General features: G+C 34.0%; 16 protein-coding genes. 9 read left to right on the plus strand and 7 right to left on the minus strand.

Annotation, left to right across the window (positions count from 1 at the left end; translation table 11 throughout):
• Positions 1-22: 22 nt before the first annotated feature.
• The 3 genes from AC0608_RS09875 to AC0608_RS09885 all read left to right on the plus strand — a co-directional run bounded on the left by AC0608_RS09875 (position 23) and on the right by AC0608_RS09885 (position 2,588).
• Positions 23-874: a hypothetical protein gene (locus AC0608_RS09875; protein WP_478288952.1), complete on the plus strand. Its 852-nt coding sequence runs from the start codon at positions 23-25 to the stop codon at positions 872-874.
• Between the two features lie 134 nt (positions 875-1,008).
• Positions 1,009-1,965, plus strand: a complete 957-nt coding sequence (locus tag AC0608_RS09880) for a GSCFA domain-containing protein (RefSeq protein WP_478288953.1) — start codon at positions 1,009-1,011, stop codon at positions 1,963-1,965.
• Between the two features lie 2 nt (positions 1,966-1,967).
• The gene (locus AC0608_RS09885; RefSeq protein ID WP_417958478.1) at positions 1,968-2,588 is read left to right on the plus strand and encodes a DUF4230 domain-containing protein; all 621 of its coding nucleotides are present in this window, start codon (positions 1,968-1,970) and stop codon (positions 2,586-2,588) included.
• 96 nt (positions 2,589-2,684) lie between these two features.
• On the opposite strand, the gene AC0608_RS09890 is transcribed toward AC0608_RS09885, so the two are convergent.
• The 7 genes from AC0608_RS09890 to AC0608_RS09920 all read right to left on the minus strand — a co-directional run bounded on the left by AC0608_RS09890 (position 2,685) and on the right by AC0608_RS09920 (position 9,157).
• On the minus strand, positions 2,685-4,442 hold the full coding sequence (locus AC0608_RS09890) for an aromatic amino acid hydroxylase (protein ID WP_478288954.1): 1,758 nt from the start codon (positions 4,440-4,442) through the stop codon (positions 2,685-2,687).
• 18 nt (positions 4,443-4,460) lie between these two features.
• A complete protein-coding gene (locus AC0608_RS09895) occupies positions 4,461-4,631 on the minus strand; it encodes a hypothetical protein (protein ID WP_478288955.1) in 171 nt (56 codons plus the stop codon).
• Positions 4,632-4,709: 78 nt separating this feature from the next.
• Entirely contained in the window at positions 4,710-5,843 is a 1,134-nt protein-coding gene (locus AC0608_RS09900; protein WP_478288956.1) for an esterase-like activity of phytase family protein, read from the minus strand.
• Between the two features lie 49 nt (positions 5,844-5,892).
• Entirely contained in the window at positions 5,893-6,294 is a 402-nt protein-coding gene (locus AC0608_RS09905) for a group III truncated hemoglobin (RefSeq protein ID WP_417958474.1), read from the minus strand.
• A 60-nt stretch (positions 6,295-6,354) separates the two neighbouring features.
• Complete coding sequence (locus tag AC0608_RS09910) at positions 6,355-6,891, minus strand: DUF4136 domain-containing protein (protein WP_417958473.1); 537 nt, start codon at positions 6,889-6,891, stop codon at positions 6,355-6,357.
• Positions 6,892-6,941: 50 nt separating this feature from the next.
• Complete coding sequence (hutU, locus tag AC0608_RS09915; protein ID WP_417958472.1) at positions 6,942-8,924, minus strand: urocanate hydratase; 1,983 nt, start codon at positions 8,922-8,924, stop codon at positions 6,942-6,944.
• Positions 8,925-8,977: 53 nt separating this feature from the next.
• Positions 8,978-9,157 carry a C1orf53 family protein gene (locus tag AC0608_RS09920; protein ID WP_417958471.1) on the minus strand — a complete coding sequence of 60 codons (180 nt, stop codon included), beginning with the start codon at positions 9,155-9,157 and terminating at the stop codon, positions 8,978-8,980.
• A 123-nt stretch (positions 9,158-9,280) separates the two neighbouring features.
• On the opposite strand from AC0608_RS09920, the gene AC0608_RS09925 reads away from it, so the two are divergent.
• The 6 genes from AC0608_RS09925 (at position 9,281) to hemL (ending at position 17,203) form a co-directional block, all read left to right on the plus strand.
• Positions 9,281-9,628 (plus strand): hypothetical protein, encoded by a 348-nt coding sequence (locus AC0608_RS09925; RefSeq protein ID WP_478288957.1) that lies wholly within the window; start codon positions 9,281-9,283, stop codon positions 9,626-9,628.
• Positions 9,629-10,153: 525 nt separating this feature from the next.
• A complete protein-coding gene (locus AC0608_RS09930; protein ID WP_478288958.1) occupies positions 10,154-11,719 on the plus strand; it encodes an ice-binding family protein in 1,566 nt (521 codons plus the stop codon).
• 441 nt (positions 11,720-12,160) lie between these two features.
• Complete coding sequence (locus AC0608_RS09935) at positions 12,161-13,996, plus strand: T9SS type A sorting domain-containing protein (RefSeq protein ID WP_478288959.1); 1,836 nt, start codon at positions 12,161-12,163, stop codon at positions 13,994-13,996.
• Positions 13,997-14,103: 107 nt separating this feature from the next.
• Positions 14,104-14,982: a 1-aminocyclopropane-1-carboxylate deaminase/D-cysteine desulfhydrase gene (locus AC0608_RS09940; RefSeq protein WP_478288960.1), complete on the plus strand. Its 879-nt coding sequence runs from the start codon at positions 14,104-14,106 to the stop codon at positions 14,980-14,982.
• Complete coding sequence (locus tag AC0608_RS09945; RefSeq protein WP_417958465.1) at positions 14,975-15,886, plus strand: glucosaminidase domain-containing protein; 912 nt, start codon at positions 14,975-14,977, stop codon at positions 15,884-15,886. Before AC0608_RS09940 ends, AC0608_RS09945 begins: the two co-directional genes overlap by 8 nt.
• Positions 15,887-15,916: 30 nt before the next feature.
• Positions 15,917-17,203: a glutamate-1-semialdehyde 2,1-aminomutase gene (gene hemL / locus AC0608_RS09950; protein WP_478288961.1), complete on the plus strand. Its 1,287-nt coding sequence runs from the start codon at positions 15,917-15,919 to the stop codon at positions 17,201-17,203.
• Positions 17,204-17,227: the final 24 nt, after the last annotated feature.

Here is a 17,227-nt window from a genome sequence, read left to right on the forward strand (position 1 = left end):
TTAATTTATTAAAAATTATAATATGAAAAAAATAACTTTAATCTTAAGTGTTTTGATATTATCATCATGTTCAAGCGATAATAGCGAAAGTGATATACCGGTAACGCCACCATCGGTACTCATCAAAAAAATTATTGAATTAGATAGGGATGGAAAAGAAATGAGTACGACTGATTTTATTTACAACGGGAACAAAATCGTAAGTGAAGTTATAGCAAAAAAAGATCTTTCGGTAGTTGGGAATATAGGTTTTTTGTATAATTATAAAACTGAATACACTTATACGGGTAATTTAATCACGAGTATAAAAGTAAAAAATATTAATGCTAATCACGATAAACTTGTTCTGAAAACAGATTTTTTGTACGATAATAACGAAGATTTAATTTCTTCTACCAGAGAACAATATTTTGATACGTTTAAAGGCGTGTTGAGAGTAGTATATGATAAAATAAATATGAATACTGTCAATTGCAAAATGTTCTCTAGTGATTCTAGGGATAAGATAGAAACTCAAATATGGGAAGGAAAGTTTTCTTTTGATGCAAATAAAAATCTTATTAAATCAGAGTCTTTGGATGCTAGTTTTCTTTTTGCCAGTTTTGAGTATGATTCGAAATCAAATGCTAAAAAGAATGTTTTAGGTTTAAATAAAATTATCTTTCAAGAGATTGCACCTCTTTATAATGCCTCAACCTTACGATATCATTTGCATAAGTTTAATAATGTTTCGAAATCTAATATTTCTGTCTTTTTCCCTACATTTAATCAATATACTTATAATGCTAGCGGATTTCCTAGTGAGATGAAAGCGTATTATATCTATAATGGAAAGAATATTCACGATGCAACTTTTCAATATTTTTATGAATAAATTTTTGAGTGTATAGGATTGATAAACCCTTTCAAAGTTTAAAACTCTGAAAGGGTTTTTTTATACCAATGAAAAAAGAGTTAAACCCCGTTTATTTCGCTAAAATTATTCAAATTTGTAGTAAATAAAAAACAATGCAATTCAGAACCCAAATTCCCATTTCTAAAAGTAATTATCCTTTAGATTACAATTCTAAAATTGTGTCTTTGGGTTCGTGTTTTGCGGAAAACATGGGTGAAAAATTCAATTATTTTAAATTTCAAAATACTATAAATCCTTTCGGAATAATTTTCAATCCAGTCTCTATTGAAAAACTAATTTACCGTATTGCTAATCAATTTTTTTTTACAGAGAAAGATATTTTTTTTCATAATGAACGCTGGCATTGTTATGAGGTTCATTCAGATTTTAGTGATGTTAACCAAAAAGATTTACTTAGAAAATTGAATACTGTTTTAAGAATTTCATTGATACAACTATTTCAAGCTTCGCATCTAATTGTCACTTTTGGAACTTCTTGGGTTTATCGAAATTTTGAAAGTAATGCTATTGTTGCCAATTGCCATAAAATGCCGCAAAATCAATTTAAAAAAGAAATTTTGTCAGTGGGGACAATTGAAAATTCTATTAAAAATACCATTGATTTAATCAAAAAAATAAATCCTATTTGTAATTTTATCTTCACGGTTTCACCAGTACGACATATAAAAGACGGTTTTGTGGAGAATCAGTTGAGTAAAGCACATTTGATTTCGGCTATTCACAGTATTCTGAATTCTGAACACTGCAAGCTAAACACCGAATACTTTCCTTCTTACGAAATTATAATGGATGAACTTCGGGATTACCGTTTTTATGCAGAAGATATGTTGCATCCCAATCCAGTGGCAATCGATTATATTTGGAAACGTTTCAAGGAAACAACGATTTCTGAAACTGCTTTTGATTTGATGGACGAAGTGGAAGGGATTCAAAAAAATCTTTCCCACAAGCCTTTTAACCCGAATTCTGAAAGCCATTTAAAGTTTGTGTTGAAAGTCAGAGAAAAAATCACTAAATTGGAAAATCAATATTCATTCCTGAAATTTTAATTATGCTTAGAAGAATACTTATTGGAGTAGCAGTTATCGGTGGAATCTTTTTATTATTCAAATACTGCGATTTTAAGAAAAAAGATGATGAAGAGATCCAGTACAATACGAATCTCATTCAACAACAAATTCTAAATGTTGGAAAATTAGTAGTTACTGAAGGTCATTTCTCGGAAGTGATTACCTATAAGAACCAGCAAAAATACTTATTGGATATGCTTTCATTCGAAAAAAAAGCCTTGGTTATCGTCAATGCTGATGTAACCGTTGCGTATGATTTACACAAAATGAAGTACGACATCAATGAAAAAAACAAAACCATCACAATTCTCAGTATTCCTAAAGAAGAGATAAAAATAAGCCCGGATATTCAGTTCTATAATGTTGAACAAAGTAAATTAAATCCATTTACAGGAGATGATTACAATAAAATCAACAAATCGGTAAAAGCAAATCTAGCTAAGAAAATAGAAAAATCAGCATTGAAAACGAATGCTCAGAACCGCTTGATAAGTGAATTATCTAAAATATTGATTTTGACCAATACCATGGGTTGGAAATTGCAATACGAAGGAAAGGTAATCGAAAGCGAAAAAGATTTTGGGCAAAAAATAAAATTATAATAAAATGAACCGCAGATTGCTTTGCCTGTTTACTTTGGCTCGGGTCATAGATTTTAGATAATTCTAATAATCTATAAATCTGCGGTTCATTTATTTTTAAGCTTTCTCTTTGTCAAAAATAAGATCCAAACCACCAGCAATCAAATGCGCTACTTCGGGTCTTTTTTCTTTTAATTGATTGAGATAAATCATTGTTTCTTGTAGTAGTTGCGGTTCGTTTCTCTCTTTCAAAAGCTCCGTAATTTCAACAGCTAATAGCCAGTCGTTTGGGTGATTGGTACGTAATTTATTAAAAATTGGCACTAAAGAAGTTTCTGTATCCTTGGTTTCTCTACTATTTCGAACCGCTTTGTATAAAACCTCTAAATCATCCCGTTCTGCAGTGTGTTTTGCTTTGATGGTTTTGCTTGTCGGGACATGCGAAATTAAATCAAAACTGTTTACATCAGCTGGGCCCGAAAAAGCAGAAATCACTTTTTTACCTACAGCCATATCGTAAATCCCCCATTCTGGTTGAAATAAAATAGTTTTTCCGTGAGTAACGGTACAGTTTTTTAAGCTGATTAAAATAATTTCTCCGTGCAGGTTACGTGATCCAGTGATAATTTCTCCCGTGACGGTAATATTTCCTTCAAATGCCAAGGTTACACTTTTGTTTTCAGTGATGGAATAGGCGTTTAAATCTCTAGGACTCATGTCTTCAATGGCGAGATTTATTCCTTTTAATTTTCCAATAGGACTTCCAAAACCTTCGGCATGTTTAGCCGTTCCATGGCCTACTAATTCTTTTTCACGGTATGACAATGCTGTTTTTCCCGTTGTTTGAATATAAACAGGTTTTCCTTCTTCTTCAATAACATTGGTGAAAACTCCCGAAATCTGGATTCCAGTACTCAATTCAATCGTTCCTAAAGCATTCGAATGAATTAGTTTATTAATTCCTGATAATCCTCCAGTACGCAACGCCATTTTATTAGCAAACTCTTCCAGAACCAAGCTTAAATAAGCAAAATCTGGAGTGACGTAAAGCTGTGGCTGCAGTTTCGTAATATCAAAGCTCTGGTTCGCTGCTGATAAGTCGTAAGGAATTTTCTTTACATTATCCGTCATGCACCACGCACTTTCACCTATAGATGATAAGAGTCCAGCCCCATAAAGTTTGGGATTATCAGTAGTCCCTATCAAGCCATATTCCACAGTCCACCAATGCAGGTTTCTAATTTGTGCCATTTCTGATAATTCACCCATATTATTTTGCAAATCTTCCACTGCTTTTTCGGCAGCATCAATATCGGCTTGCGGCGTATCTTCAGCTTCTTTCAAGATAGAAAGCAGTCGGATGGCTTCATACATTTGGTAATCTTTATGCGAAGAAATCGCTTTACAGCCTATTTCTCCAAAACGACGCAGGTATTCCGCATATTCAGGATTGGCAATAATAGGCGCGTGACCAGCACCTTCGTGAATAATATCCGGCGCTGGCGTGTATTCTATATGTTCGAGTTGGCGAATATCAGAAGCAATTACAAGGACATTATACGCCTGAAATTCCATAAAAGCATTCGGCGGAATAAATCCGTCCACCGCCACGGCAGCCCAACCTATTTCGGTCAAAATTCGGTTCATGCCATACATACTCGGGATGTTATCAATCTCGATTCCCGTTTTCTTCAAACCTTCTAAGTAGGAACTATGTGCGACTTTTGACAAATAATCTACGTTTTTGCGCATCACATAGCGCCAAACCGCTTGATTTATGGGCGTGTAATCACTATAATTCTGAGATTTTATGAATTGTTTTAAGTGTTTTGGCAATCGGTCTAATAACGGATTGCTTTCTATAGTTGTGTTCATATCGAAAACGTTGTAGTTTTATTGCAAAAGTACGAATTCCAAGAGCGATTTCCCGCTTTTCATTACAAGTTTTTGCAAACCCGTTAGTTTTTCTAATGTTCCCGCAGGAGCTTCCTTTGGTCGCTCTGCAGCAACAAGAAAAACCAAAACGGCTTTTGCAAAAAGCTTTTCATTGCAAACGAAGTTCACTGAACTCCATTAAAAATAAAAGTATAGTGAAGTAATCGGGGCTAGGGGATTTGGGGATTAGAAGATGTTTTTTATTGACTATTTCACCAACTCAAACACCAAAACTTGTGTTTTTTGTTTGTCAGAAAAATTATTATCCGTAACAAAAATGATGGATGGATTACCATTTGCCAATTTAGGTCCAAAAGTAAGCCCTTCGATATTATCAATAAAAATTCCTAAATCATCCATGTTTAGGATTAGTTTTTTAGAAGCTAATTCCAATTTTTGGTTTTGCAAGGAAGGGTGATTCTTAACGTTAGTGGCCTTTTTCAAGTCGCATAAAAATACTTTTACAGTGCAGGCTTGTGTTCCGGTAGAATAGGAACGTTCCACAACCAACAATTGGTTTTTATCATAATACTGAATTGCCGAAACACCATTGACAGCAAAAGTCCCTTTCGGATTAGGCTCACGAGCAATAGGCTCCAGTTTGTAGCCATATTGAGCGGTGTTCTTTTTTGTTTTGGCATTAAATTGATACAATCGGATCAAACCGCCTTTGCTGGTATTGGCTTGGTTGCCATCTTCAAAAAGCGGTTCTTCAATGTTCGCAAAGATGTTTTTATAGTTTTTGTCAAAAGTAATCCCTTCTAAAGTGCCGTTATTTCTTGGACCTTTTTCCAGTTTCTGCATTTTTAAATTTCCTGGTAATGTGATGTTACCCAGAAAATCACCTTTTAAATCCATGAAATTCAACGAAGGATTCTGTAAAACTTCCTTATCTGCAGTTAGCACTCGCGCGCCTTCACTGCACCAAACCAAAGTCTTTGTTTTTGGATTGAATCGGATGTCTTCGGGATCTGCGGAGGTTGTTGGCGTGGTGTTCCAATTGCCATACACTTTTCCAGTTTCATTTTTTAAAGTGCTGACACTTTGGAAATCGATCCTTTCTACTTTATTTTCGAGCAAACGAATTTTTGCAGTATAAAATCTAGAATCGTCAAACACCGATCTGTCATCACTTATCAAATAATACAAATCGTTTTTTGCATCATAATCGATTCCGGACAATCCGCCCACTTTTGTATTCTGAAACGTTTCATCAAAAGGAATTTCAATGGAACGGATCAGTTTTAAACTTGGAGTTGGTTTGTTTTTAGTGGTTTGTTTTAAATTGGAACAAGAAAGTAGAAAAGTGGGTATAACGACAAGAAATAATAGTTTGCGCATAAAATAGTGTGTTGCTGTTTGCAAAAAGGAACTGATTTTGGATTAAAAACTACGAATTGTTTGTTTGATTTTTTTCAAGATTGCGGAAATAGTCAATTTTATAATGGAACATTTCAGCCATATTTTTGGCACGAAGTTTCGCTTCTTCGGCTAATGGACCTGCAAATAAACTATCGGTAGTTTCCGTAAAAATTTGCATCCAGCGATCAAAATGTTCTTTGGCAACCGGTAATTGTTTGTGTGGTGGAAAAGGACTCCCGGAATAGGAATGCACTTCAAGTAAAATAGTCTGCCAAAAGCGATACATTTTTTCTAAATGTTCCGGCCAACGGTTGCCTATTTTTTCGTTGAATATGGGTCCGATAAATTCATCTTTTTGAACTTTAGAATAAAAAGTATCCACTAGTAATTTGATATCTTCGAATGTGATAATGTCGTTAAATTGTGCCATGATTGGGTATGAAAAAAGCCTACGCAAAGGTAGGCTTTTATGTTGAAATGTAATAGTAAACTATTTTGCTTTAGGCGGAAATTGTTCAAGAATTTTTGCCACAAATTCATTAATTTGTTTTTCTTTTTCAGAGCGATTTTCAGTTAAGTATCCTACACCTTCGCCTTGCCAAACTAATTCTTTTTTCTTAGCATCGATTAAATCAATATACAGTGTTCCTTCGGTTGATGACGAAACATAAGTGCTTCTTCCGCCCCATAAATATGGATTCCATCCCCATCCCCAACCATAACCCCATCCTGCGTTGTATTGGTTTACATCAATTTTTTCCCTTTCTTTGGTTAGTATATTAATTAGCAGATCGGGGTTTTCGCTTCTGGTCATTCCTTTTTTACCCAATTCTTGGTCTATGGCATTCAGGATTCTTTTTTTGTCCAATTCTGAAATTTCAACTTTATCAATTCCTTTTTTATGAAAGGCATACGTTTTGTATTGACTGAAATTTACATTATTATCATAATCTGAATATACTTTTACAGAACTGCAAGAGGCAATTATGAAAAGTAGAAATACGGGTATAAGTTTAATTGCTTTCATGATATGACTGTTTGGTTTACTTTATGTTATTTAAAGATACGCTCAAATTTTTAAAAATCCAACAAATTATCGGCTACTATATTAGGGATGGTAACTTTCAATAAAGGTTGCGTTTCCATAGCTCTTTTTATGGCAAATAATGCTCCTTCATTTCTAGCCCAACTTCTTCTAGAAATCCCATTATTAACATCCCAGAAAAGCATTGATGTTAAACGTTTTGAAGCTTCTTTTGAACCATCAAGAACCATACCAAATCCACCGTTAATCACTTCGCCCCAGCCTACGCCGCCGCCATTGTGGATGGATACCCAAGTTGCTCCTCTAAAGCTGTCTCCAATGACGTTTTGTATTGCCATATCGGCTGTAAAACGGGAACCGTCATAAATATTAGATGTTTCTCTATACGGAGAATCAGTTCCCGAAACATCGTGGTGATCGCGTCCTAAAACAATAGTTCCTATTTCTCCATTAGCAATAGCCTGATTAAATGCTTCGGCAATTTTTACCCGTCCTTCAGCGTCGGCGTAAAGAATGCGAGCTTGGGAGCCTACGACCAGTTTATTTTCCTGAGCACCTTTTATCCAATGGATATTGTCCTGTAGTTGTTGTTGAATTTCTTCAGGTGCAGTTTTAGCTATTTCCTCGAGAACTTGGCAGGCAATTACATCTGTTTTGGCTAAATCTTCCGGTTTTCCAGAAGCACAAACCCAACGGAAAGGACCAAAACCATAATCAAAACACATGGGCCCCATAATATCTTGTACATAACTTGGATACCTAAAATCGATTTGGTTTTCGGCCATTACATCAGCACCGGCGCGGGAGGCTTCCAGTAAAAAAGCATTACCGTAATCAAAGAAATAGGTTCCTCTAGCAGTATGTTTATTTATTGCAGTCGTATGACGGCGTAAAGTTTCTTGAACTTTTATTTTAAATAGATCAGGAGTATCAGCCATCATTTCATTTGCTTTTTCAAAGGAAATATCAGCAGGATAATAGCCGCCAGCCCAAGGATTATGTAGCGAAGTCTGATCAGATCCTAAATCGATATGGATATTCTCTTGGTCAAATTTTTCCCAAACATCAACTATATTACCCAGATACCCAATGGAAACGATCTCTTTATTGGCTTGCGCCAAAAAGACTCTTTTTACGAGTTCATCCACATTTTCAATCACTTCATTGATCCATCCTTGACTGTGGCGAATGTGCGTAATTTTAGGGTTTACTTCGGCACAAACGGTGATGCAACCGGCAATATTGCCTGCTTTAGGTTGTGCACCAGACATTCCGCCCAAACCCGAAGTGACGAATAAGCCGCCTTTTGGACTGCGTTTTATTTTTCTAAAACCATTCAAAACCGTAATTGTTGTTCCGTGTACAATTCCTTGCGGACCAATGTACATGTAACTTCCTGCCGTCATTTGCCCGTATTGTGAAACGCCTAATGCATTCATTTTTTCCCAATCGTCGGGTTTAGAATAATTAGGAATTACCATTCCGTTTGTAACGACAACTCTTGGAGCTTCTTTATGCGAAGGAAATAATCCCATGGGATGTCCTGAATAGATCGTCAGAGTCTGCTCATCGGTCATTTCCGATAAATATTGCATAGTCAATAGGTATTGTGCCCAGTTTTGAAAAACGGCACCATTGCCACCATAGGTAATTAATTCATGCGGATGTTGCGCTACAGCATAATCCAAATTATTTTGAATCATGAGCATAATTGCTTTTGCCTGTTCACTTTTTCCAGGATATTCCGCAATTGGTCGCGCGAACATTTTATAATCCGGGCGCAAACGATACATATAAATACGACCATAGATTTCTAATTCTTCTGAGAATTCTTTTACTAATACGGCATGATGGTGGGGTTCAAAATAACGAAGGGCATTTCGTAGCGCTAGTTTTTTTTCTTCACCAGAAAGAATTTCTTTTCGCTTTGGTGCGTGATTGATTTCTATTTCGTACGGTTTTGATTTGGGTAAGATAGACGGTATTCCTTGCTGTATTTGTTCTTTAAATGTCATATTTTGGTTGGTTCAGTTAATCGTAACTTTGGATGTTTAATACCATTAAAAAATTACTTTGTTTTAATGGTATTTGTTTTTTTATCAAATCCATAAGGACAATGGCGACAGCCACTTTTACAACAGTAGCCTCGTTTTAGATGGTGTTTTTCAGTAAAACATTTATATCCTTCGGGTGTATAATAGAAGTCTTCGCCTTCGATTAATTTATTTTCGTTACTTTGGTCAATCATATTTTAGTATTGTTCTAGAGTACAAATTAATCAATTTGCTTTAATTAATAAAATACTCAAACGATTGCGTCTTTAATTAAATCGAGCTATTTTAGTACTACAAATTTATAAATTTTATAGCGAATGTTGCTGATTGTTACTAAATATTTAATTCCAAAAGGATATCGTGGGTTAGCAGTATTTCCTTTTATTTTATTAAAATTTAAGGAAGATAAAGTCAATACCATTTTGATCAATCATGAAAAAATTCATCTTCGCCAGCAATTAGAATTTCTGATCATTCCTTTTTTTATTTGGTATTTGTTAGAATATTGTATTCGATTGATTCAGTATAAAAATGCAAATTTGGCTTACAGAAATATTAGCTTCGAAAGAGAAGCCTATGCTAATGAATCAGATTTGAACTATTTAAAAAGAAGATCTTTTTTTGGGTTTTTAAATTATTTGCATAAAAAATCACTGAAAAAATAGTGAAATACTTTTTGACCAAGACAATTAATTCTAAATAAACATATATTGAAATTAATTACAGTCGATTAGGTACTTTATCGCTGAATTTTAAACGTTGATGATTCACGTTTTGGAGCAATGTATTACTTAAAGATAACAGAATCTTAATTTTACACCATAAAAAAGCTCGTTTTGTTTGAAAAATAATGCTAGATCTTAGTTAAATAAAAAAAGGTCTCTATGAGAAATGAATAATTAAATTATTTTTATAAGAAAAAATGTATGTTTTTTATATAAAATACGTTATTTATAATGCAATAAAATTTCAATCATAAAAGTCAGTATTTGCAGTAAATAAAAGGTTAAACCAATACTTTTTTATGTATAATCAATATCAAATAGATTAGATTTAAATAGATTAGATTTATTAATGATAGTTTAGTTAGTCAAATTACATCACCTTTGTACATTGTTAAAGTTTTAAAAGTAAAATGTGTTGTTTTTCAATAAATTATAACTTAATATCAACAGAGTAATAAAAAATTTATGAAAAATAAGATTTCTTTAATATTCATTTTATTCTTACTAATTCCTAAAATAGCAACTGCACAAGTAGGGATTGGAACAATAAGTCCTGATTTATCGTCAATACTAGATGTTCAATCAACCAATAAAGGATTTTTGATGCCTCGACTGACTACGATACAAAGAGATGCGATAAGTTCTCCAGCAACTGGACTACTGATTTATAATACCACAACCTCAGTTTTTAATTTTTACAATTTGGGTTGGCAAGAATTTATTCCAGGTATAGTTTTACCAATAAACGGAGGAACGGGAATATCGAATAATAATGCATCAACCCTTGCATTGCCGGGAACATTTGCTACAACAATTAGAACGACTGCTCTAACCGATGTTACTTTACCAACTACTGGAGTTTTATACGGTACGCAAGCTGTAAGTATTACCTCAGCACAACTATTGAATTCATTGAACGATGAAACTGGAAGTGGAAAGTTAGTTTTTTCTGAATCTCCTACTTTTACTGGAATACCTATAGCAACAACTGCAGCAGTTGGGACAAACACAACACAATTAGCAACCACAGCTTTTGTATTGGCAAATACCACAAGTAATTATCAATCAGTGGATGCAACTGGAGATATAACAACTAGTTCTTCAACAGATATTGTAGTTCCAGGGATGTCAATAAGTCCGCAAGCAGGAACTTATGCAGTCAGTTTTAATGCGGAATATAGGTTAATAGCTGGTAACAAAACGGCTCAGGCGTCAACAGATATACAATCATATTATAATCAATTAAATACCATTCCTGTTACAAATTCTAGCCATTCAGCTACGTTTGGTGGTGAGACATTACCTCCAGGGGTATATGGTATAGCAGCGGCAGGTTCGGTATCAGGTGTACTTACCTTAGATGGAGGAGGAGATTCAAATGCCCTATTTATTTTTAAATTTGGAGCAGCCTTTAGTACTACAGCAAATACTACAATAATTTTGCTTAATGGGGCATCTGCCTCTAATGTTTTTTGGATTTCACAAGCAGGTGCCATAGGGCTTGCTGCAGGAACGATAATGAAGGGAACTTTACTTGCAAATAATGGAGCAGTTTCGCTTGGAGCCAATTGTTCCCTTGATGGTAGGATGCTTTCAACTGCTGGAGCCTTAGGTATTGATACTTCTACTATTGTAAAAACTGGAAATAGTTCTTATGCTAATTTGGGTGCATTGTCCTCTTTTGCTGCTTTTACTTCTTCGGGTAATGTAGGGAATACAGGCGTTTCTAATATAACGGGAGATATAGGTACCCACTCTGGTGTTATATCAGGATTTGAAAATTCAAATGTTCAAGGAGGGTTTTTCACACCTACTGTCAGCAGTGCGTATGCAAGTTTTAGTATTTATCAAAATGGTGTTTTAATTCCAAATTCTACCAGATTTAGATTAAGTACTGTTAATACTTTTGATATAGCCCTACAAGCAATAGCTACTGTATCATCAGGCCAAAGTATCGACGTACGATGGAGTGTAGACACTGGAATGGTAACATTAGACAATAGGATATTAACAATAATTAATGTTAGATAATTTCTATTTTAATTTAAGAATAGTTCTCTTTTAGTATGTAGCTTTAATAGCACATATTCAGTAAATACTTGTATTAGATGAAATCCCTACAGTTTGGTTACTTTTTAAAATAGAATTCTGGTTTTAATTAAAATTAGGAGCTGTTGGTCATACTAATTCTATTATTTGATTTCTTGAAACGGTTGTTAAGAAAAATCAAAAAATAAGAAATAACATGTTTAAATTTTTTTAAAATAGACCTTAAAAAGGTAAAATATCAATTTTGTTGCTATTTTGGACAATTAGAGTCTTTTTTGTTATAACTTTAATTTGTAAGAAGCAATGATTTTTTCGAAAACCAATAATTTCAAAATTATTTTAGGTTTCTTCTCATAAAATTATTCTATCAAAATTTAATGTTTGATAGAATTTTTCAAAAATAAATATTTAATATAAAAGCTTATGAACTTAAAATTACTCAAAAAAGTAGCGCCTATTTTTGTAGGTTTTTTGTTTCAGTGCAATCTTAATGCACAGGTGTATGTGAGTCCTAATAGTTATGTATTTGTCAATAATGAAGTTGTTTTTATTAAACAAGATTTGGAGTTAAATGCAGCTAATAGCAATTTTTATCTAAGGAGAGATGCTCAATTGTTACAGGGATCCTCTACGAGTGGTACTAATAAAGGTTTAGGAAATTTATCTGTTTTTCAGGAAGGGACAACCAATAATTTTCAATTTAATTATTGGTGTTCACCAGTGGGAGGTAATGTTGCAGCAGCTGGAAACTCACCTTTTGGAATTACCCAACTTAAAGATATAGTTGATTTAACTAACAGTAATAATCCAACTATCTTATCAAATAACAATTATAATGGTACGGCTAGTCCATTTGCAATTGCTCCGCATTGGATTAATAAATTGATAGCGACATCTAGTTATTCAAGTTGGATCCAAGTTGGATCCACTTCTAATATTAACTCTGGTGAAGGATTTACTATGAAAGGAACTTCAGGTACTAATTTAATTACAGTTAACGGAGTACAGAATAATCCGACTAGTCAGCAAAGGTATGATTTTAGAGGAAAACCAAATGACGGAACTATTAATGTTCCAGTAGCAATTGGTCAATTTACTTTAACTGGAAATCCCTATCCATCGGCAATCGATTTATCTGCTTTTTTAACGGATGCAATAAATTGTACAGGAGTTGCTTATTTTTGGGAACAAGATAAAACAGTAAATTCACATTATATAACGGATTATAAAGGAGGGTATGGTACTTTCTCTCCAGTATCTAGATCAGGAACAGGGATTTATGTGCCAGCAACATTTTATTCGTACGATGGATTAGGTAATCAAGGGTCAAGTTCAGGGACTGGAGCAGCTTATGAGAGACGTTTTTCACCAATTGGGCAAGGATTTTTGATTGATGGATTAGCAAACGGTTTTGTAGAAATGAAGAATAATTATAGGGTATTTGTTAAAGAAGGTGCAGCAAATTTTTCTCAATTTAATAAAAATACCAATCAAAGCAATTCAAAAAACGCTTCAAACAATTCATCACCAATTCAATCAGTTTCAGGATTTGATTATACTACTTTAAGTTTAGCCCCAATCCCACAAATTAGATTGAATACATTGATGAACAATCAAGGTGTTCGCCAATTGGCATTAGCATTAATTCCTGAAGCAACGGATGGTGTCGATCACGCTATGGATGCTAAGTCTACCAGCGATGATGTGCCCGCAGATGTTTATTTTATCTTAGAAGGTTCAGAGTTTGTTATTAATGCAATAAATTTTGATATTGACAAAAAAATAGCATTAGGTTTTAAAAATCTGAAACAAGCCAATTATAAGATTACAGTGAACGAAATTATAAACTTTACAGCATTAAATGCGATTTATTTACACGATAAAGTTAAAGATTTGTATTATGACATTAAAAATGATTTTCATGAAATGGAATTACCTGCTGGCGTGAATAATACACAGTTTGAAATTACGTTTAAAAACAATTCAACATTAGGAGTTGAAGATGCGACGCACAAAAATTTCATAATTTATCAAGATAATAATACTAAAAACTTAAATATAAGTAATCCTTTGCAAATGGACCTTGCAACTTGTGGTTTGTATGATATTGCTGGAAAACTAATTTTTCATAAAAAAGACTTAGGAACGAGTCCGTTAGTCACATTTTCTACAGTTGGACTTAGTGATGGAATTTATATCGTGAAGATTGCAACTAAAGATAAAATACAAATGGGACAAAAAATAATTATTAGAAAATAAAACATGTTGAATTAATAACACCAAATGCAATCTTTAGAGGTTGCATTTTTTGTTAGATATAAAAATTTTATCTTTGTAAAAAAAAATCTTTGAATCAAAAGTTAACAATGTTATTTCAGAACTCCATTTCAGTTCAAATCAAAAGGGAAGATTTGATTCATCCTTTTGTTTCCGGTAATAAATTCCGAAAATTGAAATATAATTTGCTAAAAGCTAAAGAGGAAAACCAAGATACGATAGTAACTTTTGGAGGTGCTTTTTCAAATCACATAGCAGCAGTAGCGTATGCAGGGAGAGAAAAAGGATTTAAAAGTATCGGGATAATTCGTGGGGATGAAATAGCCAGAAAAATATCTGAGAATCCAACGTTATTATTCGCTCAAAATTGTGGTATGAAATTTGAATTCATATCAAGAAATGAATACCGCCTAAAAAATGAATTATCTTTCTTAGAAAGTTTAAAACAAAAATTCGGAAATTTTTATTTAATTCCTGAAGGAGGAACTAATGATTTAGCCATCAAGGGATGTCAGGAAATCCTAACTGCAGATGATGCCGAGTTTGACTATATCTGTTGTTCAATTGGAACTGGCGGAACTATTTCAGGAATAATAAATACCGCTTTAGCCCACCAGAGGGTTTTAGGATTTCCTGCTTTAAAAGGCGATTTTCTCCAAGAGGAAATTCGTAATTTTGTCCAAAACGATAATTGGGAATTAATAACAGAGTATCATTTTGGAGGATACGCAAAAGTCAACACAAATTTAATTGACTTTATTAATCAGTTTTATTCTGAAAATAAGATTCCTTTGGATCCGATTTATACTGGAAAGATGGTTTTTGGCGTTATAGATCTAATTCATAAAAACTATTTTCCTGCTAACTCAAAAATTTTACTAATTCATACCGGAGGAATTCAGGGAATTCAAGGAATGAACATGAAATTAATTAATAAACAATTACCAACAATAAATATAAATGTTTAAAAAAATCCTACTAATTTTTACCATAATTACTTTGATAGGCTGTAACGCCGCAAAGCCAGTTATTGTAACTACCAAAAAAACGCCTTTACGATCAAAAACTGAAATAGTCAGAACAATCAAGAAAACGAATCCTACGGTCCCAAAGACAACTAAACCTATAGTTTCGAAACAAGTAAGGCCAGAACAGAAAAAAAATGAAAGTGAAATAATTGTTTCAACCTCAAAAACTATAGTTACAAATGATGTGGTTAGCCAATACATTTCTCAATATAAAGATGCTGCAATGGGAAATATGAGAAATTATGGAATTCCAGCAAGCATAATTTTAGCTCAGGGAATTCTGGAATCTGGAGCAGGAAGGGGAGATTTAGCTTTAAATGCCAACAATCATTTTGGAATAAAATGTCATGAGGGCTGGACTGGTGAAACAGTAAAACATGATGACGACTCCTCGCAAGAATGCTTCAGGAAATATGATAATCCAGCAGAATCATTTAAAGACCATGCCCTATTTCTAACGGGAAGAAGCCGGTATGCTAAACTTTTTGGGTTTTCAAAAGATGATTACAAAGCTTGGGCCAGAGGACTTCGATCAGCTGGATATGCTACAGACCCAAAATATCCCGACAAATTAATCTCCTATATTGAGCGTTATCATTTGGATGAATATGACAATCAGGTTTTAGATGTTAATTATGTTTCCAATGAAAAACGGATGGTTGAGAAATTAACGGTAGAATTGAAAAGTCCAATACATCAGGGATTGATTTCGTATGTAGTTCAAAAAGGGGATACGCTGTATTCTATTTCTAAAAAATTTGAATTAAGGATTGAAGATTTAAAACAAAGAAATAATCTTTCTGATAATTCCCTTTCTATTGGACAAAAATTGGTTGTAAAATAATTTAAAATAACGATAATTCATATATTATAAATGTTGTATAAAAGAAGCAGTCAGCTTTTTGCTGAAGCAGAAAAAGTAATCCCAGGAGGTGTAAATTCGCCAGTAAGAGCTTTTAAAGCGGTGGGTGGAACTCCAATTTTTGTCAAAAGTGCCAAAGGTGCTTATTTGTATGATGAAGATGGAAACCGTTTGATTGACTATATCAATTCTTGGGGACCAATGATTTTAGGCCATGCTTACGAACCAGTAGTGCAAGCCGTGATTGAGAAAGCTAAGTTAGGAACTTCATTTGGTATGCCTACAGAATTGGAGACGCAAATTGCCGCATTAGCCGTAGCAATGGTTCCAAATATCGATAAAATTAGATTTGTAAACTCCGGTACCGAAGCCTGTATGAGTGCTGTAAGATTGGCTCGTGGATTTACCAAAAGAGATAAAATAATAAAATTTGCCGGTTGTTATCACGGTCATTCCGATTCGTTTTTAATCCAAGCGGGAAGCGGTGCCATTACTTTTGGTTCACCAAACAGTCCAGGAGTAACAGCAGGCACAGCCAAAGATACTTTGCTTGCAAAATACAATGACTTAGAAAATGTAGCGACTTTAATTGAAGCTAATAAAAATGAAATTGCAGCCATAATCGTGGAACCAGTTGCGGGAAATATGGGTTGTATTCCGCCAAACAAAGGTTTTTTAGAGGACTTACGCCAATTGTGTACCGATAATGGAATTCTATTGATTTTTGATGAGGTGATGACTGGTTTCAGACTTGCTAGAGGCGGTGTTCAGGAGTTATTTGATGTAAAGGCTGATATTGTTTGTTTTGGGAAAGTAATAGGTGGAGGATTGCCCGTTGGAGCTTTTGCAGCTCGTGCAGAAATTATGAATTATCTGGCTCCGTTAGGCCCGGTTTACCAAGCGGGAACTTTATCAGGAAATCCATTGGCAATGGCAGCTGGATTAGCAATGTTGCAAGCACTAGATGCTGATCGTGGTATTTTTAAAAGATTAGAAGAGAAAACAGCGTATTTGGCAGCAGGAATTGATAAAGTGCTCAAAGCAAATAATGTGACGTTTACAATAAATACTATTGGATCTATGATTTCGATTCATTTTGATGCGACTCCGGTTGTAGACTTTCAAACCGCTGCAAACGGTGATAACGAAACGTTCAAAAAATTCTTTCACGGATTGTTGCAAGAGGGAATTTATATTGCGCCATCCGCTTATGAAACGTGGTTTATTACTGATGCATTAACCTATGAGGATCTTGATTTTACCATTCGAGCAGTAGATAGTGTATCCAAAACATTTTAATAAAATTTAAGCCCCTAATTTGGG

The organism is Flavobacterium sp. GNP008 (genome assembly GCF_056428965.1).